This is a genomic window from Enterobacter sp. AG326, from assembly GCF_004362415.1.
GTDB classification, from domain to species: Bacteria; Pseudomonadota; Gammaproteobacteria; order Enterobacterales; family Enterobacteriaceae; genus Enterobacter; species Enterobacter asburiae.
This window is the reverse complement of the sequence record NZ_SNXG01000003.1, coordinates 151,599-176,610: the sequence shown is the minus strand read 5'-3', so window position 1 is coordinate 176,610 and position 25,012 is coordinate 151,599. Positions and strand designations below refer to the sequence as shown.

Sequence of the window (25,012 nt, the reverse complement as noted above, 5' to 3'; positions counted from 1 at the left end):
GCGCTAACAACGAGGCAAGCTCATGAGTTACCTTTTAGCGTTAGATGCAGGGACAGGCAGCGTTCGCGCCGTTATTTTCGATTTACAGGGCAACCAGATTGCCGTCGGCCAGGCCGAGTGGAAGCACCTGAGCGTGGAGAACGTGCCGGGATCGATGGAGTTCGACCTCGAGACCAACTGGCGGCTGGCCTGCCGGTGCATTCATCAGGCGCTGGAGCGCGCGCGCCTGAGCGCGGCGGATATTCAGTCCGTCGCCTGCTGCTCGATGCGCGAAGGGATCGTGCTGTACGACCGCAACGGCGAGGCCATCTGGGCCTGCGCCAACGTCGACGCCCGCGCCAGCCGCGAGGTGGCCGAACTCAAAGAGATCCACGACGACCGTTTTGAATCCGAGGTGTATGAAGTTTCCGGCCAGACGCTGGCGCTGAGCGCCATGCCGCGCCTCCTTTGGCTGGCTCACCATCGTCCGGATATTTACCGCAAGGCCGCGACCATCACCATGATCAGCGACTGGCTGGCGGCGAAGCTCTCCGGCGAGCTGGCGGTCGACCCGTCGAACGCGGGCACCACCGGCATGCTGGATCTGTTTTCCCGCGACTGGCGTCCGGCGCTGCTCGACATGGCCGGGCTGCGCGCCGATATTCTCTCCCCGGTGAAAGAGACCGGCACCGTGCTGGGCGCTATCACCAAAGAGGCCGCGCAGCAGAGCGGCCTGCGCGAAGGTACCCCGGTGGTGATGGGCGGCGGCGACGTACAGCTGGGCTGTCTGGGGCTGGGCGTGGTTCGCGCCGGACAAACGGCGGTGCTGGGCGGCACCTTCTGGCAGCAGGTGGTCAACCTGCCGCAGGTGCGCACCGACCCCGAGATGAACATCCGCGTGAACCCGCACGTTATTCCCGGCATGGCGCAGGCGGAGTCGATCAGCTTCTTTACCGGGCTGACCATGCGCTGGTTCCGCGACGCCTTCTGCGCCGAGGAGAAGCTGATTGCCGAGCGGATGGGGATGGACACCTACTCCCTGCTGGAAGAGATGGCGAGCCGCGTACCGGCAGGCTCCCACGGGGTGATGCCGATATTTTCCGACGCGATGCATTTTAAGCAGTGGTACCACGCCGCGCCGTCGTTTATTAACCTCTCCATCGACCCGGAAAAGTGCAACAAAGCGACGCTGTTCCGCGCCCTGGAGGAGAACGCGGCGATCGTCTCGGCCTGCAACCTGGCGCAGATCTCGCGCTTCTCCGGCGTGACGTTTGAGAGCCTGGTGTTTGCGGGCGGCGGGGCCAAAGGGGCGTTGTGGAGCCAGATCTTAAGCGACGTTACCGGGCTGCCGGTGCGCGTGCCGGAAGTAAAAGAGGCGACGGCGCTGGGCTGCGCGATTGCCGCTGGCACCGGCGCGGGTCTGTTTGCGGATATGGCCTCGACGGGCGAGCGGCTGGTGAAGTGGAGCCGCGAGTTCACGCCAAACCCGCAGCACCGCGAGCTGTACGACGGCATGATGCAGAAATGGCAGGCGGTGTACGCCGACCAGCTCGGGCTGGTGGACAGCGGGCTGACGACGTCGATGTGGCAGGCACCGGGGTTAGTAAAAACCCACACCCCTCACCCTGCCCCTCTCCCCTGAGGGGAGAGGGAAAAAACCAGATCGAGCCAATTCTTTGAGACCGCACCAGCCAGTCCCCTCTCCCCTCAGGGGAGAGGGTTAGGGTGAGGGGCGAAGTTCTTTGAGATCTATCACAATCATTCGATCCCGCTTTTACCTTTACTCTCCCGCTGGCTAAATTAGTAACTCATCCGACCACATAACAATAATTTTACACTGGAAGAGACTATGAGCCGCTACCCGTCGTTATTCGCCCCTCTCGATCTGGGGTTCACTACACTCAAAAACCGCGTGTTGATGGGCTCGATGCACACCGGGCTTGAGGAGCATCCGGACGGGGCCGAGCGTCTGGCAGCCTTCTATGCCGAGCGTGCCCGCCACGGGGTGGCGCTGATTGTCACCGGCGGCGTAGCCCCTGCGCCTTCCGGCGTGGGCATGGAGGGCGGCGCGGTCCTGAACGATGCGTCACAGCTGCCGCACCACCGCATTGTGACCGACGCGGTACACCGCGAGGGCGGTAAAATCGCCCTGCAAATCCTGCACACCGGACGCTACAGCTATCAGCCGAACCTGGTCGCGCCGTCGGCCCTCCAGGCACCGATTAACCGTTTTAAACCTCACGCCCTCACCCACGACGAGATCCTGGCGCTGATTGACGACTTCGCCCGCTGCGCGGCGCTGGCCCGCGAGGCGGGCTACGACGGCGTTGAGGTGATGGGTTCAGAAGGCTACCTGATCAACGAGTTCCTCGCGGCCCGCACCAACCAGCGCGACGACGAATGGGGCGGCGACTATGCCCGCCGGATGCGCTTTGCCGTGGAGGTGGTGCGCGCGGTGCGCGAACGTGCGGGCGCAGACTTTATTATCGTCTTCCGCCTGTCGATGCTCGACCTGGTGGAAGGCGGCGGCACGTTCGACGAAACCGTGCAGCTGGCGCAGGCGATTGAAGCCGCAGGTGCCACGATTATCAACACCGGCATCGGCTGGCACGAAGCACGCATCCCGACCATCGCCACGCCGGTGCCGCGCGCGGCGTTCAGCTGGGTAACGCGGAAGCTGAAAGGCAAAGTCTCTGTTCCACTGGTCACCACCAACCGCATTAACGATCCGCAGGTGGCGGACGATGTGATTTCGCGCGGCGACGCCGATATGGTGTCGATGGCGCGGCCGTTCCTGGCCGATGCCGAACTACTCTCCAAAGCGCAAAGCGGCCGTGCGGATGAGATCAACACCTGCATCGGCTGTAACCAGGCCTGTCTGGATCAGATCTTCGTCGGCAAGGTCACCTCTTGCCTGGTTAACCCGCGCGCCTGCCATGAAACCAAAATGCCGATCGTTCCGGCGGTGAATAAAAAACGCCTGGCCGTGGTGGGCGCTGGCCCGGCGGGCCTGGCGTTTGCGGTAAATGCCGCCTCGCGCGGGCATAGCGTGACGCTGTTTGATGCGCTGGCGGAGATTGGCGGGCAGTTTAATATCGCCAAGCAGATCCCCGGCAAAGAGGAGTTCTACGAAACCCTGCGCTACTACCGCCGGATGATCGAGCTTACAGGCGTCGATCTGCGGCTTAACCAGTTTGTCAGCGCGGCGGATCTGATCGGTTTCGACGAGGTGATCCTGGCGAGCGGGATCGTCCCGCGCCTGCCGGCGATCGAGGGTATCGATCATCCGAAGGTGTTGAGCTATCTGGATGTATTGCGTGACAAAACGCCGGTTGGCGAGAAGGTGGCGATTATCGGCTGCGGCGGGATCGGCTTTGATACCGCCATGTACTTAAGCCAGCCGGGCGAGGCCACCAGCCAGAACATTGCCGAGTTTTGCGTGGAATGGGGTATCGACACCAGCCTGAATCAGTCCGGCGGACTGCGCCCGGAAGGGCCGCAGCTGCCGAAAAGCCCGCGCCAGATCGTGATGCTGCAGCGTAAGGCCAGCAAGCCGGGCGAAGGGCTGGGCAAAACCACGGGCTGGATCCACCGCGCCACCCTGCTCTCACGCGGGGTGAAGATGATCCCAGCGGTGAGCTATCAGAAGATCGACGACGAGGGTCTGCACGTCACAATCGGCGGCGAATCGCAGCTGCTGCGCGTGGATCATGTCATTTTATGTGCCGGTCAGGAGCCAAAGCGCGATCTGGCCGATCCGCTGCGCGAAGCCGGTAAAACGGTGCATTTGATCGGCGGGTGCGACGTGGCGATGGAGCTGGACGCGCGGCGGGCAATTGCGCAGGGGACGAAGTTGGCTCTGGCGATCTAGGACATTGCCGGGCGGCAGGGTAAAAGCAAAACGGCAACCCAGTTGCCGTTTTTAGTGTTTGCGCCCTCTCCCTGTGGGAGAGGGCATCAGGCCGTACATAACAATCTTACCGACGACGCCCCAGCTTCACCGCTTTCAGCACCACGAACTTGTTATTGGTGGCGATGGTGACGCAGTTACCGAAAATCTTCTTCAGCTTGTGGAAGTAGTCCAGGTGGCGGTTCGCCACGATGTACAGCTCGCCGTTGATTTTCAGGCAGCGGCGCGCGTGGTGGAACATCTCCCACGCGACGTTATCCGTCAGGGCGTGCTTCTGGTGGAACGGCGGGTTGCAGAACACCGCGTTGAAGCGGAACGGCTCTACGCCGGACAGCGCGTTGTTGATCATAAACTCGCAGCGGTCCAGCGCTTCCGGCATGTTGGTTTCCACGTTCAGACGGCTGGAGGCCACCGCCATCGGCGACTCGTCGCTGAACACCACGCTGGCGTCCGGGTTCTTCGCCAGCAGCGTCAGGCCAATCACGCCGTTACCGCAGCCCAGATCGACAATCTCACCTTCCAGATTTTCCGGCAGATGTTCCATAAAGAAACGCGCCCCGATATCCAGACCGGTGCGGGAGAAGACGTTCGCATGGTTGTGGATGGTCCAGTCGGTGCCCTCCAGCTTCCAGCTCAGGGTCTCCGGCGCGTCGGCCAGCTCCGGCGCGCTAAACGTACAGTTGATCAGGCGCGCTTTTTTCCACGCCAGCGTGGTGGTGGTCGGGCCGAGGACTTTCTCGAACAGCTCCAGCGTCGAGGTGTGAATATCGCGCGCTTTGGCGCCCGCGATAATGCGCGTTTCAGGCGTCACGACCTTACGCAGCGCGCGCAGCTGTTGCTCCAGCAGCGCCATGGTTTTTGGCACTTTGATCAGCACCAGGCCCGGCGCCTGCGGGTAATCCGCGGTGCTGTCGAGGAATTTCACGCTGGACTCTTCGATGTCGTTATGGCGCAGGTTTTCACGCGTCGCCAGCTCGCTCAGGTAGGAATCGCCGATGCTGTAAGGCGTGTGCTCCGCCAGGGCGCATCCCAGCGCGCCAAACGCGTCATTCAGGATCAAAACCGGGCCGCGGATTTCAGTCTCATCCAACTGCTGCAGCAGATATTCATCCGCCGCTTCCCACGCCATGAGCGGGTTAACGTCGTCCGTTTCCGGGAAACGTTTAAGGTTGAGTGAACGGAAACCGTTGTCTAAGTGGCTCATCGGCCCTCCTGAATGGTAAAATTTGGCGTATCCCTGAAAAGGGTGCGTGAGTATACCCGTTTTATTGTCGATTTGGGGCGTTGATGAACCAACTTACTTATCTCCAGGGCTATCCGGAGCATTTACTGACTCAGGTTCGCAGCCTGATTGCCGAGCAGAAGCTCGGCGCGGTGCTGGAAAAACGCTATCCCGGCACGCACGATTTCGCGACCGATAAGGCCCTCTGGCAGTATACGCAGGATCTGAAAAGCCGGTATCTGAAGAGCGCGCCGCCGATCAACAAGGTGATGTACGACAACAAGATCCACGTGCTGAAAAACGCGCTCGGTCTGCACACCGCCATCTCCCGCGTGCAGGGCGGCAAGCTGAAAGCGAAGGCCGAAATCCGCGTCGCGACGGTTTTCCGTAACGCGCCGGAGGCGTTTCTGCGGATGATCGTCGTCCACGAGCTGGCGCATTTGAAAGAGAAAGAGCACGACAAAGCCTTCTATTCACTTTGCTGCCACATGGAGCCGCAGTACCACCAGCTGGAGTTTGATACCCGCTTGTGGCTTACGCATTTATCGTTAAATGGTAATGCGGAATAGCGCACGCGAATTGTCATGATGACGTGCTACAGTGGCTAAAGGTTCCCCGCTACGGAGTACGTAAACGTTTATGATACGTTTCGCAGTCATTGGTACGAACTGGATCACGCGCCAGTTCGTCGACGCCGCCCACGAAACCGGCAAACTTAAGCTTACCGCAGTCTATTCCCGCAGCCTTGAGCAGGCGCAGAGTTTTGCTAACGACTACCTCGTTGAGCATCTCTTCACTTCGCTTGATGAGATGGCGCAAAGCGACGCCATTGACGCGGTGTATATCGCCAGCCCGAACTCCCTGCACTTCCCGCAGACAAAGCTGTTCCTCAGCCATAAAAAGCATGTGATTTGCGAGAAGCCGCTGGCGTCAAATATCCAGGAAGTGGAAGCGGCCATTGCGCTTGCCCGCGAAAACCAGGTGGTGCTGTTCGAAGCGTTCAAAACCGCCAGCCTGCCGAATTTCCTGCTGCTGCAGCAGTCTCTGCCGAAAATTGGCAAAGTGCGTAAAGCCTTTATCAACTACTGCCAGTACTCGTCGCGCTACCAGCGTTATCTGGACGGCGAGAACCCGAACACCTTTAATCCGGCCTTCTCGAACGGCTCGATTATGGATATCGGTTTCTACTGCCTGGCCTCCGCCGTGGCCCTGTGGGGCGAGCCGCACGGCGTCAGCGCCACCGCCAGCCTGCTGGAGAGCGGCGTGGATGCGCACGGTGTAGCGGTGCTGGACTACGGTGATTTCAGCGTCACGCTGCAGCACTCCAAGGTGAGCGATTCCGTGCTGCCGAGCGAAATTCAGGGCGAAGCGGGCTCGCTGGTTATCGAGAAGATCTCCGAGTGCCAGAAAGTGAGCTTTGTGCCGCGCGGCGGCAAAGCGCAGGAGCTGACGCAGCCTCAGCATATTAACACTATGCTCTATGAGGCAGAGGTCTTCGCCCGTCTGGTGGAAGACAATGAAGTGAATCACCCTGGCCTCGCGGTGAGCCGCACCACGGCGAAGCTGCAAACGGAGATCCGCCGCCAGACGGGCGTGGTGTTCCCGGCAGACGGCGTCAGCGCGGAAGTTATCGCGTAAAGCTGTGTAATGAAACGGCGCAGACCATTGACGAAACCAATGGTCTGACATATTTTGTTACCTGCAAAGGGGAGTAACTTCTTCGCCGGTGGATCGTCATTACGATGCGTTAAACACGCATCCGGTCGCCGGGCAACCTTCGTGGTTGTAAGTGAGACCTTGCCGGAAGGCGAGGTCTATGCATAAAAAGCTAACGGCTATCGTCTTCTGACCATGGCCGTTTTTGTTTTTTATGTGTAAGGAAAATAGTATGCATTCTGTCGGCACTCCAATGTTGTGGGGCGGATTCGCGGTTGTCGTGCTCATCATGCTGGCGATCGACCTCTTTTTGCAGGGCCGTCGCGGCGCGCACGGCATGAGCATCAAACAGGCTGCGGCCTGGTCTCTGGTATGGGTCACCCTCTCCCTGCTGTTCTGTGCCGCCTTCTGGTGGTACCTGGCCTCGACCGAAGGCCGCGCGGTGGCCGACCCTCAGGCGCTCGCCTTCCTCACCGGTTATCTGATTGAAAAAGCCCTGGCGGTTGATAACGTCTTCGTCTGGCTGATGCTGTTCAGCTACTTTGCCGTGCCTGCTGCCCTGCAGCGACGCGTGCTGGTCTACGGCGTGCTGGGCGCGATTATCCTGCGTACCATCATGATCTTCGCCGGCAGCTGGCTGATTACCCAGTTCGAATGGCTGCTGTACGTCTTTGGCGCGTTCCTGCTGTTCACCGGGGTCAAAATGGCGCTGGCGAAAGAAGACGGCTCCGCGATTGGCGATCGCCCGCTGGTGAAGTGGATCCGTGGGCATCTGCGCATGACCGACAAGATTGAGAGCGAGCACTTCTTCGTGCGCAAGAACGGCCTGCTGTTTGCCACTCCGCTGCTGCTGGTACTGATTCTGGTTGAGCTGAGCGACGTGATTTTCGCGGTGGACAGCATTCCGGCGATCTTCGCGGTGACCACCGACCCGTTCATCGTCCTGACCTCAAACCTGTTCGCCATTCTCGGCCTGCGTGCGATGTACTTCCTGCTGGCAGGCGCGGCGGAGCGCTTCTCGATGCTGAAGTACGGTCTGTCGGTGATCCTGGTCTTTATCGGTATCAAGATGCTGATCGTCGATTTCTACCATATCCCGATTGCCATTTCGCTCGGCGTGGTGTTTGGCATTCTGATCGTGACGCTGATTATCAATACCTGGGTTAACCGCCAGCACGATAAGAAGCAGCAGGTGGAGTAAAACGTTCGGTGCGGGATGATGCCCTCTCCCACAGGGAGAGGGTGAAAAGTAATGTAGGCCGGGTAAGCGCAGCGCCACCCGGCATTTTCGTTAATCAATAGTTAAAAAACATGACGCAACACGTAAAATCCAGCATTTTACGCTTCCCTCCTTTCGCGCATTCCCTATACTCGACCAGGCAAACATTTACTTACATCCGGACATAAATGTGACTAAGAGCACATCCGGGATGGAACGCAATTTCACTCAGGAAATACGTATGAGCACACAATCAAGCGGTCTGTTCGCGCGCCTGGCGCAGGGCAGCCTCGTTAAACAAATTCTGGTCGGGCTGGTGCTGGGTATTCTGCTGGCGATGGTGTCAAAACCTGCTGCGGAGGCCACGGGGCTGCTCGGGACCCTTTTCGTTGGCGCACTGAAGGCCGTCGCACCGGTACTGGTTCTGATGCTGGTTATGGCGTCAATTGCCAACCACCAGCACGGACAAAAAACCAACATTCGCCCCATTCTGTTCCTTTATCTGCTGGGAACCTTCTCGGCTGCCTTAACGGCCGTGGTGTTTAGCTTCCTGTTCCCGTCCACGCTGCACCTGACCAGCGCGGCCGGTGACATCACGCCGCCATCCGGCATTGTCGAAGTGCTTCGCGGCCTGCTGATGAGCATGGTTTCTAACCCCATCACCGCGCTGATGAGCGGAAACTACATTGGCATCCTGGTCTGGGCGATTGGTCTGGGCTTCGCGCTGCGTCACGGTAACGACACCACGAAAAACCTGGTCAACGATCTGTCCAACGCCGTGACCTTTATGGTGAAGCTGGTGATTCGCTTTGCGCCAATCGGGATTTTCGGGCTGGTCTCCTCTACGCTTGCAACCACCGGTTTCGACGCGCTGTGGGGCTACGCGCAGCTGCTGGTTGTGCTGGTCGGCTGTATGCTGCTGGTGGCGCTGGTGATCAACCCCCTGCTGGTGTTCTGGCAGATCCGCCGCAACCCGTATCCGCTGGTGCTGACCTGCCTGCGCGAGAGCGGCGTATATGCCTTCTTCACCCGCAGCTCTGCGGCGAACATTCCGGTTAACATGGCGCTGGCGGAGAAGCTGAACCTGGACCGCGATACCTATTCCGTGTCGATCCCGCTGGGTGCAACCGTGAACATGGCGGGCGCGGCAATCACCATTACCGTGCTGACTCTGGCGGCGGTGCATACGCTGGGCATTCCGGTGGATCTGCCAACCGCGCTGCTGCTGAGCGTCGTGGCGTCGCTGTGTGCCTGTGGCGCATCCGGCGTGGCGGGCGGTTCGCTGCTGCTGATCCCGCTGGCGTGTAATATGTTCGGCATCCCGAACGAGATTGCGATGCAGGTTGTGGCCGTCGGCTTTATCATCGGCGTGCTGCAGGACTCCTGCGAAACCGCGCTGAACTCCTCTACCGACGTGCTGTTTACCGCAGCGGCCTGTCAGGCGGAAGACGCGCGTTTAGCGAAGAACGCCCTGCGCAGTTAACAACAAAAGCCTGGTGGCGGCTACGCCTTACCGGGCCTACAGGGTGAACGCAAAACGGCAACCAACGGTTGCCGTTTTTAGTGTTTGTACCCTCTCCCCGTGGGAGAGGGCCAGGGTGAGGGCATCAGGCCGCACCGATTAAAGCGTCACACCACTCTTAAAGATCGCCAGCTCGCGGAAGTCGTTCTTCTCGTTACAGGTCTGCTTGCCGTTAGCAAATTCCACGATAGTATCCACGAACTCCGTCAGCAGCAGCGGCATGGCTTTACCGTGAATCAGCTGGCCCGCATCAAAGTCGATCCAGTGCTTTTTCTTTGCCGCCAGCTCGCTGTTGGTAGCGATTTTTACCGTCGGCACAAAACCACCGTACGGCGTGCCGCGACCGGTACTGAACAGCACCATATGGCAGCCAGCACCTGCCAGCGCGCTGGTGGCGACCGCATCGTTGCCCGGTGCGCTCAGCAGGTTCAGGCCGTGGGTTTTCAGGCGCTCGCCGTAGCGCAGCACGTCAACCACCTGGCTCGCGCCCGCTTTCTGAGTGCAGCCGAGGGATTTCTCTTCCAGCGTAGTGATACCGCCCGCTTTGTTGCCCGGCGACGGGTTCTCGTAAATCGGCTGATTGTGGGCGATAAAATACTGTTTGAAGTCGTTCACCATGGTGACGGTCTTCTCAAAGGTCTCTTCGTCGCGGCAGTGGCTCATCAGAATACGCTCCGCGCCGAACATTTCAGGCACTTCGGTCAGCACAGTCGTGCCGCCGTTGGCAATTACGTAATCCGAGAAGCGGCCCAGCATCGGGTTGGCGGTAATGCCGGAAAGGCCATCTGACCCGCCGCACTCCAGCCCAAACTTCAGCTCGCTCAGCTTGCCCGGCTCACGCCTGTCATGGCGCATCACCTCATAAAGCTGGTGAAGCTGTTCAACGCCCGCTTCCACTTCGTCGTCCTGATGCTGGCACACCATAAAATGCACGCGCTCAGGATCGAACTCGCCCAGCGTGTCGCGGAAGGCGTCCACCTGGTTGTTCTCGCAGCCCAGGCCAATCACCAGCACCGCGCCCGCGTTCGGGTGGCGCACCATGTTTTGCAGCATGGTGCGGGTATTGATGTGATCGTCACCGAGCTGGGAACAGCCGTAAGTGTGGCTGAACAGATGCACGCCGTCAGTCCCTTCGGCATCGTTGGTCTCTTTCAGGAAACGCGTCTGGATCTGACGCGCAATTCCGTTGACGCAGCCGACGGTCGGGAGGATCCACAGCTCGTTGCGGATCCCCACGTCGCCGCTGGCGCGACGATAGATCTGCACCTCACGGTCCGCCGCCTGACGCTCTTCCGCGGGTAAATCAGGTTGATAGCTGTACTCGTCCAGATCGCTCAGATTGGTGCGGGTATTGTGTGAGTGAATGTATTCACCCGGCGCAATATCCGCCAGCGCATGGCCGATGGGCAAACCGTACTTCACCACGTTCTCCCCTTTCGCAATGGGGATCAGGGCAAACTTGTGTCCACGAACGATCGCCTGACGCAGGGTGACGCTCTGGTTATCAACGGTCACCACGTCGCCTTCACCGAGATCCGTCAGCGCGACGGCCACATTATCCAGCGAATGGATTTTGATGTATTGCATATCAACCTCAAACGGCCTTAGTTCAGTTCAATGGCGAAGTAGTCACGCGCATTGTTAAAGCAGATGTTTCTCACCATTTCGCCCAGCAGCTGGATATCCGCTGGCGCTTCACCTGCGTGCACCCAGCGGCCAATCATCTGGCACAGAATGCGGCGGAAATATTCATGACGGGTATAGGACAGGAAGCTGCGGCTGTCGGTCAGCATGCCGACAAAGCGGCTCAGCAGACCCAGCTGCGCCAGCTGCGTCATCTGACGCTCCATGCCGTCCTTCTGATCGTTGAACCACCAGCCGGAACCGAACTGCATCTTGCCCGGCATCCCTTCGCCCTGGAAGTTGCCGACCATGGTACCCAGCACTTCGTTATCGCGCGGGTTCAGGCAGTACAGGATGGTTTTTGGCAGCAGGTTTTGTTCGTTCTGTTTGCTCAGCAGTTTGGACAGCTCTTCCGCCAGCGGACGGTCGTTGATGGAGTCGAAGCCCACATCCGCACCGATCAGTTTGAACTGGCGCTGGTTGTTATTGCGCAGCGCGCCGATATGGTACTGCTGTACCCAGCCGCGACGCGCGTATTCCGCACCGAGGAATACCAGCACCGCCGTTTTGAACTGCGCCACGTCGTGCTCGCTCAAGCCCTCGCCGGAGAGACGACGCGCCAGAATGCTGTCCAGTTCGGCTTCGTTTGATTCCGCAAACAGCACCACGTCCAGCGCGTGGTCAGACACTTTACAGCCGTGCGCCGCAAAGTGATCCAGGCGTTTGGTCAGCGCGGTTTGCAGGTCAGCGAAACGACGGATGTCGGTATCCGACACTTCCGCCAGCTTCGCCATGTAGTCGGTGAAGGTGGCCTGCTCAATGTTGAAGGCTTTGTCCGGGCGCCAGCTTGGCAGCACTTTGATATCAAAAGAGGTGTCTTTGGCGACAACGGCATGATGTTCCAGGAAGTCGATCGGATCGTCGGTAGTGCCCACCATCTTCACGTTCATCTGCTTCATGATGCCGCGCGCGGAGAAGTTATCCTGCGCCAGCAGCGCGTTGCAGCGATCCCAGATTTCATCCGCGGTCGTTGGGGAGAGCAACTTGCCGGTGATGCCAAACGGACGGCGGAGCTCAAGATGCGTCCAGTGGTAGAGCGGGTTGCCGATGGTGTGCGGAACGGTCGCCGCCCAGGCGTCAAACTTCTCGCGGTCGGTCGCATCGCCGGTACACAGGCGCTCAGCCACGCCGTTGGTGCGCATGGCGCGCCATTTGTAGTGGTCCCCCTTCAGCCAGATGTCATACAGGTTTTTGAAGCGATAATTTTCGGCAACCTGCTGCGGCGGTAAATGGCAGTGGTAGTCGAAAATCGGCTGGTCTTTTGCGTAGTCGTGGTACAGGCGGCGAGCAAATTCGGTATCTAACAGAAAATCTTCGGTCATAAACGGCGTCATTATCGTCTTCCTCATTACGGGAGCGCAGAAAGCGTATGTTCATATGCTGCAAAGTTATCACACCAATTTCCACCAACCGAAGTTTTTTTCGTGAGTGAGATCAATAAACGCCAACAAATAAATTACCCTCAATGGAGTAAACCCTTCTGCAACCCCCGCCAGCACTGGCTTTGCGCGCAACAGATAATGTCCCCACAAAGAATCATACATTTGTGATGTCACTCACCTTTTAAAGTTGTATGACAAGTTATCTTTTCGCCGTCGCAAACTATAAGCCGACGGAATGCATTACCGGTGTGAGAGACATCGGGTTTAACGGTACGGATACCGACTTATGCACGCTTACTTATGGCAAGGTTCGGGCCGTTCCGGGACATGCTCCTGGTTACGCCCCTCCCGTTACACAACTGCTCCCGGAAACGGTTGAGAGGTTGCCGTGCTCTGGCGCGGAAATAACATAACGATGAGGTTTTAGATGCGTAAAATTAAAGGGTTACGTTGGTATATGATCGCGCTGGTGACGTTAGGCACCGTGCTGGGCTACCTGACGCGTAACACCGTGGCAGCAGCAGCGCCAACGTTGATGGAAGAGCTGCATATCTCCACGCAGCAATACTCCTACATCATTGCCGCCTATTCCGCGGCTTATACCATCATGCAGCCTGTTGCTGGCTATGTGCTGGACATTCTCGGTACCAAAATCGGTTATGCCTTCTTCGCCATCGCCTGGGCGGTGTTCTGCGGCGCAACCGCGCTGGCAGGCAGCTGGGGTGGACTGGCGCTGGCGCGCGGTGCGGTCGGTGCGGCTGAAGCCGCGATGATCCCGGCGGGCCTGAAGGCCAGCTCCGAGTGGTTCCCGGCGAAAGAGCGCTCCATTGCGGTCGGCTACTTCAACGTGGGCTCGTCCATCGGGGCGATGATAGCGCCGCCGCTGGTGGTGTGGGCTATCGTGATGCACAGCTGGCAGATGGCGTTCATCATCTCTGGCGTGCTGAGCTTTGCCTGGGCGATGGCGTGGCTGGTTTTCTATAAACACCCGCGCGATCAGAAAAAACTCTCCGAAGAAGAACGTGAATACATCATTGGCGGTCAGGAAGCACAGCATCAGACCAACAACGGCAAAAAAATGACCGTCTGGCAGATCCTGGGCACCCGTCAGTTCTGGGGTATCGCCCTGCCGCGTTTCCTGGCTGAACCAGCCTGGGGTACCTTTAACGCGTGGATCCCCCTGTTCATGTTTAAAGTTTACGGCTTTAACCTGAAAGAGATTGCGATGTTCGCCTGGATGCCAATGCTGTTCGCTGACCTGGGCTGTATCGTGGGCGGCTACCTGCCACCGCTGTTCCAGCGCTGGTTTGGCGTGAACCTGATCGTTTCCCGTAAGATGGTGGTGACCATGGGCGCACTGCTGATGATCGGCCCAGGCATGATCGGCCTGTTCACCAGCCCGTACATCGCCATTGCCCTGCTGTGCATCGGTGGCTTTGCGCACCAGTCCCTGTCCGGCGCGCTGATTACGCTCTCGTCTGACGTCTTTGGTCGTAACGAAGTGGCAACCGCCAACGGTCTGACCGGCATGGCCGCCTGGACCGCGAGTACGATGTTCGCACTGGTGGTCGGCGCGCTGGCGGATACCATCGGCTTCAGCCCGCTGTTCGCGGTGCTGGCGATCTTCGACCTGATGGGTGCGGTGGTTATCTGGACGGTGCTGAAAAGCAAATCGGCAGAGGAGCTGGCGAAAGAGTCCATCGGCAAACCGGCTACGCAGAGTTAGCGAAAATACGTTTCACCTAAGCCGCCCTCGGGCGGCTTTTTTAATGGCAAAATCTGGAGAGTGGTACGCAAAAGTGGTATAACAAATCATCTGCCGTACCCTGCCTGGAGCGCATATGGAAATCACCGAACCACGTCGTTTATATCAACAACTTGCTGCGGAGCTGAAAGATCGCATCGAGCAAGGGGTCTATCTTGTCGGTGATAAACTTCCCGCCGAGCGCTTTATCGCGGATGAAAAAAGCGTGAGCCGCACCGTGGTGCGTGAAGCAATTATCATGCTGGAAGTGGAAGGCTACGTTGAGGTACGCAAAGGCTCCGGCATTCACGTGATTTCTAATCTGCCGAAACACTCTCCCGTCGCGGACGAAAGTCTGGAATTCGCCAGCTATGGCCCGTTCGAGCTGCTCCAGGCTCGCCAGCTGATTGAAAGCAATATTGCAGAGTTTGCGGCGACGCAGGTGACCAAGCAGGACATCATGAAGCTGATGGAGATCCAGGAGAATGCCCGTAAGGAAAAATGTTTCCGCGATTCAGAGTGGGATCTTCAGTTCCACGTTCAGGTCGCTCTGGCAACCCAAAATACGGCGCTGGCGGCAATCGTTGAAAAAATGTGGACTCAGCGCGTTCACAACCCGTACTGGAAAAAACTGCACGACCATATCGATTCCCGTACCGTCGACAACTGGTGCGACGATCACGACCAAATCCTTAAGGCGCTGATTCGTAAAGATCCGCATGCCGCTAAGCTGGCGATGTGGCAGCACCTGGAAAACACCAAGCAGATGCTGTTCAACGAAACCAGCGATGACTTCGAATTTAACGCTGACCGCTATCTTTTTGCCGATAATCCGGTTGTTCATCTCGATACGGCTTCCAGTGCCGCAAAATAGATGACCTTTCTGCTGGCAGGCGCTACGTCGCGCCTTCCGGCTTACATGGGTAAGCAAAACATATATAGTGTCAGCCTTTGTAAATCCCCTCGCTCACTTCCTGGGCTTACGCCAAAATCAACTCAACCCTGCAAATTCTGTGACGCAGAACGTTGGGCTTTGTTACAATTGGATTCAATTCCTTATTTTGTAAGTTAGTGCTTGCTAACCAGCCAATTAACAGGGAACAGTGTTGGCCACACCGCAATGTGTCCGCGAGCGACCATAATGAAATCACAACAATGTCGCCGTGCTGTTTGTCCCGGATAACAGGCGTGACGTTAACCGATTTCCAGGAACACTGAATGGAACTTTTGACCCAACTACTGCATGCCCTCTGGGCGCAGGATTTTGAAACGCTGGCCAACCCTTCCATGATTGGCATGCTCTATTTCGTCTTGTTTATGATCCTGTTCCTTGAGAACGGTTTGCTGCCTGCAGCCTTCCTGCCCGGTGACAGTTTGCTGGTGCTTGTCGGCGTGCTGTGTGCCAAAGGGGCGATGGCGTTTCCGCACACCATTTTATTACTGACCGTTGCGGCCAGCCTCGGCTGCTGGCTGAGCTATATCCAGGGAAGATGGCTGGGCAATACCCGGATCGTCCAGAACTGGCTCTCTCATCTTCCCGCGCATTATCACCAGAGGGCGCACCACCTGTTCCACAAACACGGGCTTTCCGCGCTGCTGATTGGCCGCTTTATCGCCTTTGTTCGCACCCTGTTGCCGACCATTGCCGGTCTGTCGGGGTTGAGCAGCGCGCGCTTCCAGTTCTTTAACTGGATGAGCGGCCTGCTATGGGTGCTTATTTTGACGACGCTCGGCTATGCGCTGGGTAAAACGCCGGTCTTTATGAAATATGAAGACCAGCTGATGTCCTGCCTGATGCTGCTGCCTGTGGTTCTGCTGGTCTTCGGCCTGATTGGCTCACTGGTTGTCCTGTGGAAGAAGAAATACGGAGCCAGAGGCTAACGATGGTTATCTCACCGCTCGCCCTGCGCCGTTTTGCCGTTGCCGTGATTACGCTGATCGTCCTCAGCGCCATGCTGCTGGCATGGAGCGCGCTTTCGCATCAGGAATCGACGCTGGCCATCCGCCCGGTAAACCAGGGCGCCAGCGTGCCTGACGGTTTTTCTGTCTGGCATCATCTGGATGCGAACGGGATCCGCTTTAAGAGTATTACCCCGCAGGACGATGTTTTACTGATCAAGTTTGATTCCCGTGCGCAAAGTGCCGCCGCGAAAGTGGTTCTCGACCGTACGCTGCCGCACGGGTATATCATTGCCCAGCAGGAAGATGACAACCAGCCTGCAGCCTGGCTCTCGTTGATTCGCGATACGTCGCATCGGTTTGGATAACTTCCAGGATTCCGAATCTTTTCACTCACTTTGGTGAATCCCCCGTTTACTTACTATGCTTAAGTACGCGGAGCACCCCTCAATGTACTCCGCATAACTTTGGATAGCGGCTAACGCCGCAACACAATGGAAGGTTTCGATAATGAAATTCCGCATGACTCTGGCTCTGGCCCTTTTTTCTTTAAGCACAGCATCCTTCGCAAGCTCTCTCTGTCAGGAGAAAGAACAGGATATTCAGCGTGAGATCGGTTATGCCGAAAAGCATAACAATCAGCACCGTGTTGATGGTCTTAAAAAAGCGCTGAGCGAAGTGAAAGCGAACTGTTCAGACAGCAAGCTTCGTGCCGACCACAAGAAGAAAATCGCTGAACAGAAGGACGAGATAGCCGAGCGCCGTCGCGACCTGCAGGAAGCGAAAGAGAAAGGAGATGCGGAAAAAATTGCTAAGCGCGAGAAGAAGTTGAAAGAAGCGCAGGACGACCTGAAAGCGCTGGAAGCTCGCGATTATTGAGTTAACGGAAATCTCAACAGGAGAGAGAATCATGTCAAAAGATACGACGTCTGAACATCTGCGCGCTGAACTGAAATCCCTGGCCGATACCCTTGAAGAGGTGCTGAACTCCTCTGCTGACAAGTCAAAAGAAGAGGTCAGCAAACTGCGCAGCAAGGCGGAGCAGGCGCTGAAAGAGAGCCGCTATCGCCTGGGTGAAACCGGTGATGCGCTGGCGAAACAGACCCGCGAAGCTGCTGCCCGCGCGGACGAATATGTGCGTGATAATCCATGGACGGGTGTAGGGATTGGTGCCGCAGTGGGTGTGGTACTGGGTGTCCTTCTGACGCGTCGTTGATATGGAAGATCCTCGTCACGCACAAGGGCCTGCTAACAACGTCCTCGGCATCGGCCAGCGTATTTTAACGACGCTGGTCGGGATTGCCGAAACGCGCGTCCGGCTGGCAGTGGTCGAGCTGGAGGAGGAGAAAGCGAACCTCTTCCAGATGCTGCTGATGCTCGGGCTGACCATGCTCTTCGCCGCGTTTGGTCTGATGAGCCTGATGGTGCTAATCATCTGGGCCATCGATCCGCAGTATCGTCTTAACGCGATGATTGCCACCACCGTCGTTCTGCTGGTCGCCGCGTTGATAGGCGGTATCTGGACGCTGCGTAAAGCGCGCAAGTCCACTTTCCTGCGCCATACGCGTCAGGAGCTGGCGAACGATCGCGCTCTGCTGGAGGATGACTAGCCGTGAGCGGTAAAGCCGAACGTCAAAAGCGAAAAGCGTACCTGCTAAGCCAGATCCAGCAGCAACGGCTGGATCTGTCTGCCAGTCGTCGCGACTGGATTGACGCAACGCGACGGTTTGACCGGGGCTGGAATACCGTCCTGAGCCTGCGTTCATGGGCGCTGGTCGGCAGCAGCGTGATGGCTATCTGGTCCGTTCGTCATCCGAATATGCTGATCCGCTGGGCTCGTCGTGGATTCGGCGCCTGGAGCGCCTGGCGCCTGGTGAAAGCAACGTTGCGGCAGCAGCAGCTGCGGTGATAAAAGCAAAACGGTAACCCAGGTTACCGTTTTTTGTTTTTGCGCCCTCTCCCACAGGTAGAGGGTTGAGGTGAGGGCACCAGCGCGCACGCCCCTTACTCAATATCTTTGAAGAAGATTGACAGTTTTCCTTGCTAACAATTACCACCCGCCCCGTTTATTATCCTCTCCATCGACAGCAACGCCGCGGTATCTACCCGGAATTGCAGACAAATAATGTTCAGCCGCTCATGTGGTTTCCTGGAGAGTAAAATGAAAAAATTAGAAGATGTTGGTGTACTGGTCGCGCGTATTCTGATGCCAATTCTGTTCATCGTGGCAGGTTGGGGAAAAATCACCGGTTATGCGGGTACCCAGCAGTATATGGAAGCCATGGGCGTTCCGGGGTTCCTGCTGCCGCTGACCATTCTTCTTGAGTTCGGCGGCGGCCTGGCGGTACTGTTCGGCTTCCTGACCCGTACTACCGCGCTGTTTACCGCAGGCTTCACCGTGCTGACGGCGTTCATCTTCCACAGCAACTTTGCGGAAGGCGTGAACTCTCTGATGTTCATGAAAAACCTGACCATCGCGGGTGGCTTCCTGCTGCTGGCCGTTACTGGCCCGGGCGCATACAGCATTGACCGCGTTCTGAATAAGAAGTGGTAAGCACGCTATACTGAATGAACACAAAGCGAGGAGATATCTCCTCGCTTTTGCTATCTGACGGAGGAAAAAATGGGACAACTCGTAGACGGCGTATGGCAGGATGTCTGGTATGACACCAAATCCACCGGAGGTCGCTTCAAGCGCTCAGTTTCGGCCTTCCGTAACTGGCTGACCGCCGACGGCGCGCCAGGCCCGAGCGGCGAAGGCGGCTTCGCGGCTGAGAAAGACCGTTATCATCTTTATGTTTCGCTTGCCTGCCCGTGGGCACACCGCACGCTGATTGTGCGCAAGCTTAAAGGTCTCGAATCCTTAATTCCGGTTTCGGTCGTGAACCCGCTGATGCTGGAAAACGGCTGGACGTTTGACAGTGATTTCCCCGCGGCGACCGGCGACGATCTTTACCACCACGATTTCCTTTACCAGCTCTATCTGCGCGCCGATCCTCACTACACCGGGCGCGTTACCGTGCCGGTGCTGTGGGACAAGAAAAACCAGACGATTGTCAGCAATGAGTCTGCGGAAATCATCCGCATGTTCAATACCGCGTTTGACGCGCACGGCGCCCGCGCCGGAGATTACTATCCGGCTGAGCTGCGTGAGAAAATTGACGAGCTGAACAGCTGGATTTACGACAACGTCAACAACGGTGTCTACAAGGCCGGTTTCGCCACCAGCCAGGAAGCGTATGACGAAGCGGTCGGAAAGGTGTTTGAATCGCTTGAGCGTCTCGAGCAGATCCTGGGCCAGCATCGCTACCTGACGGGCGATCGCCTGACGGAAGCGGACATTCGCCTGTGGACCACGCTGGTTCGCTTCGATCCGGTCTATGTCACCCACTTTAAGTGCGACAAGCACCGCATCAGCGATTACCTGAACCTGCATGGTTTCCTGCGCGACATCTACCAGATGCCGGGTATTGCCGACACGGTCGACTTCGACCATATCCGCACCCACTATTTCCGCAGCCACAAAACCATCAACCCGACGGGTATTATCTCCATTGGGCCGTGGCAGGATCTGGATGAACCTCACGGGCGCGACGTCCGATTTGGCTAAATATTAAGGGCATCAACAGATGCCCTTTTTTAATTCACAATCTCCATCTATCCTTACCTCGATCGCTTAGAAAACAAGTGATTGACTGACTAATGAGGCAAGGAAAATGGACTGGTATTTAAAAGTACTGCGTAACTACATTGGATTTGGTGGTCGTGCCCGCCGGAAAGAGTACTGGATGTTCGTTCTGGTGAACTTCATTCTCATTATGGTGCTGGGTATTGTGGATAAAATTCTTGGCTGGGAGCGGGCTGGCGGTGAAGGCGTGCTGACTACCATTTATGGCCTGTTAGTCCTGCTGCCATCATGGGCGGTGCTGTTCCGTCGACTGCACGACACCGATCGTTCAGCGTGGTGGTTACTGCTGCTGCTGATCCCGATTATTGGCTGGATCGTGATTTTAATTTTCAACTGCCAGAGCGGGACGCCGGGCGAAAACCGCTTTGGTCCGGATCCGAAAATCGGCGCATAAAAAAAGCCCGGTGGCGCTTCGCTTACCGGGCCTACAAATTACGATTTTATTTATTATATTGCGTGAAAAGCTTCGGAATTTCGCGTAAACACCATGATTTGGCTTCGCCCATGCTGTCACGGCGCCACGCCATAATAATATCCACCTCGTGGCTATATTCCGGGCTGACAACGCGCAGCCGCCCTTCAGCAATGTCTTTTTCCACAAACGGGTACGGCATGGTCGCCACGCCCAGACCCGCCAGCAGCGCCTGCCGTTTGTCTTCCAGCGAGGTCACCGTCAGGCGAGGCTGCTTATCCAGCAGCTGCACCGTCAGCACCGGACGCTCGCGCGCGGTATCCGCTACCGCCACGCCGCGATACTTCACGCGCGTCACTTCAGAGAGCGGCTCCGGCTCCTGGTGAATCGGGTGATTGGGTGCGGCAACATAGACGTTCATCACGCTGTAGAGCTTGCGCGAGTTGATTTCCGATGAGGAACGGAAGTGCATGTCCGGCGCAATCACAATATCCGCCCTGCCCGTTTCCAGACGTTCCCACGCGCCTGCCAGCACCTCTGTGATGATTGACAGCTGCGTATTGGCCTTCGCCGCCAGGCGGTCCACCAGCGGGAACAGCGCTTCAGTCGGTACCAGCGCTTCCGTTACCAGCGTTAGATGGGTTTCCCAGCCGCGCGCCAGCGCTTCCGCGTCTGTCGTGAGCTTATCCGCCGCTTCCAGCAGCACGCGGCCGCGCTCCAGCAGCATTCGCCCCACGTTAGTGAATTTTGTTCGATGACCGGAGCGGTCAAACAGCACCACGTCCAGCTCTTCCTCCAGCTTCTGCATGGTGTAGCTAAGCGCAGACGGAACGCGCCCCAGCTCATCTGCTGCCGCCGCAAAACTGCCGCGCCGGTCAATTGCGTCCATGACGCGAAGCGCCTCAAGCGTCAATGCTCTCTCTTTAGCCATCTCGTTCTCATTCAGGAAATTTGAACATACCGGGCAGAATATCTGGCTAACAATGCAGCGTCCATACCTTTACCATTGTTTTAGTGTAAAGAGAGGTCAAGTTTATGATTACGACAAGAACAGCTAAACAGTGCGGACAAGCCGATTTCGGTTGGCTGCAGGCCCGCTACACCTTTTCCTTTGGACACTACTTTGACCCTAAACTCCTCGGTTACGCTTCACTGCGCGTGTTAAACCAGGAAGTGCTCGCCCCGGGCGCCTCCTTCCAGCCGCGTACGTACCCGAAAGTCGATATCCTGAACCTGATCCTGGAAGGCGAGGCAGAATACCGCGATAGCGAGGGCAATCATGTCCAGGCAAAGGCTGGCGAAGCGTTGTTAATTTCCACGCAGCCGGGCATCAGCTACAGCGAACATAACCTCAGCAAAGACAAAACGCTGACCCGTATGCAGCTGTGGCTGGACGCCTGCCCCGAGCGTGAAAATCCGCTGGTGCAGAAGTTAGATTTAACGGGCGACAAGCAGCAGCTGATTGCATCGCCGGACGGCAGTATAGGTAGCCTGCAGCTGCGCCAGCAGGTGTGGCTGCACCATATCGAACTGAAAAAAGGTGAACAGGCGAGCTTCCAGCTTCATGGTCCGCGCGCCTATTTACAGTCTATTCACGGTACGGTACATGCGGTGACGCACACGGAAGAGAAAGAAGCGCTCACCTGCGGCGACGGGGCGTTTATTCGTGATGAAGCGAATATCACCCTGGTGGCGGATACGCCGCTGCGCGCGCTGCTGATTGATTTGCCGGTTTAGAAAATACTCACACCCTAACCCTCTCCCAGTGGGAGAGGGAACCGGTCGAGCCACAGGAGAATCATCCGGCGCCGTATGCGACGTACGAAATCACTCTGCCAGCGCGTTAGCCATATCGGTTCTAATCTGCTTACGCTGTTCCGGCGTCAACACCTGGCTGACGTCGAAGTAATATTTCACGCGGTAATAGCGGGTCTGCTCTTCAATTTTGCTAAAGGCAGCAAGCTGGCTTTTCACCGTGCTTTCGTCCCATTTACCCGCCTGGAACATGTCGATCAGCGCGCCGTCCTTCACTCCCGTCATCGGGATCTTACTGACATTTTGTTCCAGCTGTTTATGCAGATCTTCAATCTTCTTAACCTGCTCATTGCTGAGCTTCAGGTGCTGTACCAGCGGATCCTGCGAGGGAGACGGGGCAGCCTCAACGTTCGCGGCCTTTGCCGTAAAACTGCACACTGCCAGCGAGGCGGCGACCAGCGCGATACGGGTCATTTTCATCATCTTACTGTCCTTACATGCTGTGATAGGGAAAAGCAGGCGTATTGTTTTTCAAGAGCGGATGAATATGTGTGAATAATTATATAAACAATTTTGTATGTTTAGCGGGCAAAAAAATGCCCCCAGGGTTGAGGGGGCATGAGACCTGAATGTCATCAGATAGATTGGGTAAACGTCCTCGAAATCACATCCTGCTGCTGCTCGCGCGTCAGCGCATTAAAACGTACCGCATAGCCTGAAACGCGGATCGTCAGGTTTGGGTAATTCTCGGGATGCGCAATGGCATCGAGGAGCATTTCCCGGTTCATGACGTTGACGTTCAGATGCTGCCCGCCCTCAATGGACGCTTCGTGATGGAAGTACCCGTCCAGCAGCCCCACCAGGTTGGTTTTTCGCACCAGCTCGTCCTTGCCCAGCGCCTGCGGCACGATGGAGAAGGTGTAGGAGATCCCGTCTTTCGCATAGGTGAACGGCAGCTTGGCCACCGACGTTAGCGAGGCCACGGCCCCTTTTCTGTCGCGGCCGTGCATCGGGTTCGCGCCAGGCGCAAACGGCGTGCCGCCGCGGCGTCCGTCCGGCGTGTTCCCGGTCTTCTGGCCATAAACCACGTTGGAAGTGATGGTCAGGATCGACTGGGTTGGCACCGCGTTGCGGTAGGTTGGCAGCGCCTGAATTTTCTTCATAAAGCGCTCCACCAGGTCGCAGGCGATGCTGTCCACGCGGTCGTCGTTGTTGCCGTACTGCGGATAGTCCCCTTCAATCACGAAATCGACCGCCAGTCCGGTATGGTCGCGCACCGGCTTCACCGTGGCGTATTTAATGGCCGACAGGGAATCTGCGGCCACCGACAGCCCGGCAATGCCGCAGGCCATGGTGCGATAGACGTCCCGGTCGTGCAGCGCCATCAGCGAGGCTTCGTAGCTGTACTTATCATGCATGTAGTGAATGAGGTTCAGGGCGCTGATGTACTGCACCGCCAGCCAGTCCATAAAGTGATCGAGGCTCGCCATCACGGTGTCGTAATCCAGCACGTCGTCCAGCAGCGGCTCGGTTTTCGGGCCGACCTGGATCTTCAGCTTCTCGTCCACCCCGCCGTTGATCGCGTACAGCAGCGTTTTGGCGAGGTTGGCGCGCGCGCCAAAGAACTGCATCTGCTTGCCGATCACCATCGGGCTGACGCAGCAGGCAATGGCGTAGTCGTCGCTGTTGAAGTCCGCACGCATCAGATCGTCGTTCTCATACTGCAGCGAAGAGGTGACGATCGACACCTGCGCGGCGTATTTCTTGAACGCGATCGGCAGTTGTTCAGACCAGAGGATCGTCAGGTTCGGCTCCGGCGCAGGCCCCATGGTGTGCAGCGTGTGAAGATATCGGAAGCTGTTTTTGGTCACCAGCGTGCGCCCGTCCAGCCCCATGCCGCCGATCACTTCCGTCGCCCAGATCGGATCGCCGGAGAAGAGCGTGTCAAACTCCGGCGTGCGCAGGAAGCGCACCATGCGGATCTTCATGATGAAGTGGTCGATCAGCTCCTGCGCCTGGACTTCATTCAGCCTTCCTGCCTGCATGTCGCGTTCAATGTAGATATCGAGGAACGAGGCCGTGCGCCCCAGCGACATCGCTCCGCCGTTCTGGGATTTCACCGCCGCCAGGTAGGCAAAATAGACCCACTGCACCGCTTCCTGGGCGTTCATCGCCGGGCGTGAGATATCAAAGCCGTAGTTCGCCGCCATCTGCTGGATCTGCAGCAGCGCGCGCCTGTGCTCCGCCAGCTCTTCACGCAGGCGGATCGTGGCCTCCAGATCTTCACCGCGCTCCAGCCTGCCCTGCAGATCGGCAAACTGAAGTTCGCGCTCGCGCACCAGATAAGCGATCCCGTATAGCGCCACGCGACGATAGTCGCCGATGATGCGCCCGCGCCCGTAGCCGTCCGGCAGACCGGTCAGCACGCCGGATTTACGGCAGCGCATCATCTCCGGCGAATAGACGTCAAACACGCCCTGGTTGTGGGTTTTGCGCAGGTCGGTAAAAAGGTATTCGAACTGCGGATCCATCTCCCGACCATAGGCTTCGAACGAGCTGCGGATCATGTTGATCCCACCGTACGGGTGCAGCGCGCGCTTGAGCGGTTTATCGGTTTGCAGACCGACGATCGTCTCCAGATCCTGGTCGATATAGCCCGGCCCGTGGGCCGTAATGGTGGTGGCAATGTTGGTGTCAAAATCCACCGGGGCGTGGGTGGCGTTCTCCTGGCGAATGCCGACCATTACCTTCTGCCACAGCGCCGTCGTTGCTGGCGTCGCCTGCGCGAGGAAAGCTTCATCGCCTTCATAAGGGGTGTAGTTATGCTGAATAAAATCGCGGACGTTGACGGCGTTTTTCCATTCTTCACCGCGAAACCCGGCCCATGCGTCGCTGTAGGGCGCGACGCCCGTATCGATTGTTACTTTCATGTGTTTCTCGC

At 57.6% G+C, this 25,012-nt stretch carries 24 protein-coding genes; 18 read left to right on the top strand and 6 right to left on the bottom strand.

Annotated features, from left to right (window positions below; all coding sequences use genetic code 11):
• The first annotated feature begins 22 nt into the window (after positions 1-22).
• Together lsrK and DFO52_RS12225 are read left to right on the top strand one after the other, a co-directional pair.
• A complete protein-coding gene (gene lsrK / locus DFO52_RS12230) occupies positions 23-1,621 on the top strand; it encodes an autoinducer-2 kinase (protein WP_133550461.1) in 1,599 nt (532 codons plus the stop codon).
• Positions 1,622-1,828: 207 nt separating this feature from the next.
• Entirely contained in the window at positions 1,829-3,850 is a 2,022-nt protein-coding gene (locus DFO52_RS12225; protein WP_133550460.1) for an NADPH-dependent 2,4-dienoyl-CoA reductase, read from the top strand.
• Between the two features lie 106 nt (positions 3,851-3,956).
• On the opposite strand, the gene rlmG is transcribed toward DFO52_RS12225, so the two are convergent.
• Positions 3,957-5,093 carry a 23S rRNA (guanine(1835)-N(2))-methyltransferase RlmG gene (rlmG, locus tag DFO52_RS12220; RefSeq protein WP_047646402.1) on the bottom strand — a complete coding sequence of 379 codons (1,137 nt, stop codon included), beginning with the start codon at positions 5,091-5,093 and terminating at the stop codon, positions 3,957-3,959.
• Between the two features lie 83 nt (positions 5,094-5,176).
• On the opposite strand from rlmG, the gene DFO52_RS12215 reads away from it, so the two are divergent.
• The 4 genes from DFO52_RS12215 (at position 5,177) to sstT (ending at position 9,469) form a co-directional block, all read left to right on the top strand.
• Positions 5,177-5,680, top strand: coding sequence for a M48 family metallopeptidase (locus tag DFO52_RS12215; RefSeq protein ID WP_023333531.1), 504 nt, complete (start codon positions 5,177-5,179; stop codon positions 5,678-5,680).
• Between the two features lie 70 nt (positions 5,681-5,750).
• Entirely contained in the window at positions 5,751-6,749 is a 999-nt protein-coding gene (locus DFO52_RS12210) for a Gfo/Idh/MocA family oxidoreductase (protein ID WP_047646403.1), read from the top strand.
• 250 nt (positions 6,750-6,999) lie between these two features.
• A complete protein-coding gene (locus tag DFO52_RS12205) occupies positions 7,000-7,968 on the top strand; it encodes a TerC family protein (RefSeq protein ID WP_029739669.1) in 969 nt (322 codons plus the stop codon).
• A 259-nt stretch (positions 7,969-8,227) separates the two neighbouring features.
• Entirely contained in the window at positions 8,228-9,469 is a 1,242-nt protein-coding gene (sstT, locus tag DFO52_RS12200; RefSeq protein ID WP_029739668.1) for a serine/threonine transporter SstT, read from the top strand.
• A gap of 138 nt (positions 9,470-9,607) precedes the next feature.
• Here sstT and DFO52_RS12195 read toward each other — a convergent pair whose 3' ends face one another.
• Positions 9,608-11,095: an altronate dehydratase family protein gene (locus DFO52_RS12195; RefSeq protein ID WP_047646405.1), complete on the bottom strand. Its 1,488-nt coding sequence runs from the start codon at positions 11,093-11,095 to the stop codon at positions 9,608-9,610.
• Positions 11,096-11,112: 17 nt separating this feature from the next.
• The gene (gene uxaC / locus DFO52_RS12190; protein WP_133550459.1) at positions 11,113-12,525 is read right to left on the bottom strand and encodes a glucuronate isomerase; all 1,413 of its coding nucleotides are present in this window, start codon (positions 12,523-12,525) and stop codon (positions 11,113-11,115) included.
• A 475-nt stretch (positions 12,526-13,000) separates the two neighbouring features.
• Between uxaC and DFO52_RS12185 the strand changes: the two genes are divergently transcribed.
• The 11 genes from DFO52_RS12185 to DFO52_RS12135 all read left to right on the top strand — a co-directional run bounded on the left by DFO52_RS12185 (position 13,001) and on the right by DFO52_RS12135 (position 20,298).
• Positions 13,001-14,299 (top strand): MFS transporter, encoded by a 1,299-nt coding sequence (locus tag DFO52_RS12185; RefSeq protein ID WP_121932143.1) that lies wholly within the window; start codon positions 13,001-13,003, stop codon positions 14,297-14,299.
• A gap of 115 nt (positions 14,300-14,414) precedes the next feature.
• Positions 14,415-15,191: a transcriptional regulator ExuR gene (gene exuR / locus DFO52_RS12180; protein WP_023309288.1), complete on the top strand. Its 777-nt coding sequence runs from the start codon at positions 14,415-14,417 to the stop codon at positions 15,189-15,191.
• A gap of 344 nt (positions 15,192-15,535) precedes the next feature.
• Positions 15,536-16,198, top strand: coding sequence for a DedA family general envelope maintenance protein YqjA (gene yqjA / locus DFO52_RS12175; protein ID WP_133550458.1), 663 nt, complete (start codon positions 15,536-15,538; stop codon positions 16,196-16,198).
• Positions 16,199-16,200: 2 nt separating this feature from the next.
• Positions 16,201-16,584 carry an EnvZ/OmpR regulon moderator MzrA gene (mzrA, locus tag DFO52_RS12170; RefSeq protein WP_133550457.1) on the top strand — a complete coding sequence of 128 codons (384 nt, stop codon included), beginning with the start codon at positions 16,201-16,203 and terminating at the stop codon, positions 16,582-16,584.
• Positions 16,585-16,726: 142 nt separating this feature from the next.
• Positions 16,727-17,095: a DUF1090 domain-containing protein gene (locus DFO52_RS12165; protein ID WP_029739662.1), complete on the top strand. Its 369-nt coding sequence runs from the start codon at positions 16,727-16,729 to the stop codon at positions 17,093-17,095.
• Positions 17,096-17,126: 31 nt separating this feature from the next.
• Positions 17,127-17,432, top strand: coding sequence for a YqjD family protein (locus DFO52_RS12160; protein WP_008503141.1), 306 nt, complete (start codon positions 17,127-17,129; stop codon positions 17,430-17,432).
• 1 nt (position 17,433) lies between these two features.
• Positions 17,434-17,826 carry a phage holin family protein gene (locus DFO52_RS12155; protein WP_023333540.1) on the top strand — a complete coding sequence of 131 codons (393 nt, stop codon included), beginning with the start codon at positions 17,434-17,436 and terminating at the stop codon, positions 17,824-17,826.
• Positions 17,827-17,828: 2 nt separating this feature from the next.
• Positions 17,829-18,125 (top strand): YqjK-like family protein, encoded by a 297-nt coding sequence (locus tag DFO52_RS12150; protein WP_024906403.1) that lies wholly within the window; start codon positions 17,829-17,831, stop codon positions 18,123-18,125.
• Between the two features lie 252 nt (positions 18,126-18,377).
• Positions 18,378-18,770 (top strand): DoxX family protein, encoded by a 393-nt coding sequence (locus tag DFO52_RS12145; RefSeq protein WP_023309292.1) that lies wholly within the window; start codon positions 18,378-18,380, stop codon positions 18,768-18,770.
• A 69-nt stretch (positions 18,771-18,839) separates the two neighbouring features.
• Complete coding sequence (locus tag DFO52_RS12140; protein ID WP_033146724.1) at positions 18,840-19,826, top strand: glutathione S-transferase family protein; 987 nt, start codon at positions 18,840-18,842, stop codon at positions 19,824-19,826.
• Positions 19,827-19,932: 106 nt separating this feature from the next.
• On the top strand, positions 19,933-20,298 hold the full coding sequence (locus DFO52_RS12135) for a DUF805 domain-containing protein (protein WP_029739660.1): 366 nt from the start codon (positions 19,933-19,935) through the stop codon (positions 20,296-20,298).
• 46 nt (positions 20,299-20,344) lie between these two features.
• On the opposite strand, the gene DFO52_RS12130 is transcribed toward DFO52_RS12135, so the two are convergent.
• Positions 20,345-21,247 (bottom strand): LysR family transcriptional regulator, encoded by a 903-nt coding sequence (locus DFO52_RS12130; protein WP_029739659.1) that lies wholly within the window; start codon positions 21,245-21,247, stop codon positions 20,345-20,347.
• A gap of 104 nt (positions 21,248-21,351) precedes the next feature.
• Here DFO52_RS12130 and DFO52_RS12125 point away from each other — a divergent pair, with 104 nt between their 5' ends.
• Complete coding sequence (locus DFO52_RS12125) at positions 21,352-22,053, top strand: pirin family protein (RefSeq protein ID WP_133550456.1); 702 nt, start codon at positions 21,352-21,354, stop codon at positions 22,051-22,053.
• 90 nt (positions 22,054-22,143) lie between these two features.
• Here DFO52_RS12125 and DFO52_RS12120 read toward each other — a convergent pair whose 3' ends face one another.
• The gene (locus DFO52_RS12120; protein ID WP_029739658.1) at positions 22,144-22,554 is read right to left on the bottom strand and encodes a hypothetical protein; all 411 of its coding nucleotides are present in this window, start codon (positions 22,552-22,554) and stop codon (positions 22,144-22,146) included.
• 152 nt (positions 22,555-22,706) lie between these two features.
• Positions 22,707-25,001 (bottom strand): formate C-acetyltransferase, encoded by a 2,295-nt coding sequence (gene pflB, locus DFO52_RS12115; protein WP_023309297.1) that lies wholly within the window; start codon positions 24,999-25,001, stop codon positions 22,707-22,709.
• Positions 25,002-25,012: the final 11 nt, after the last annotated feature.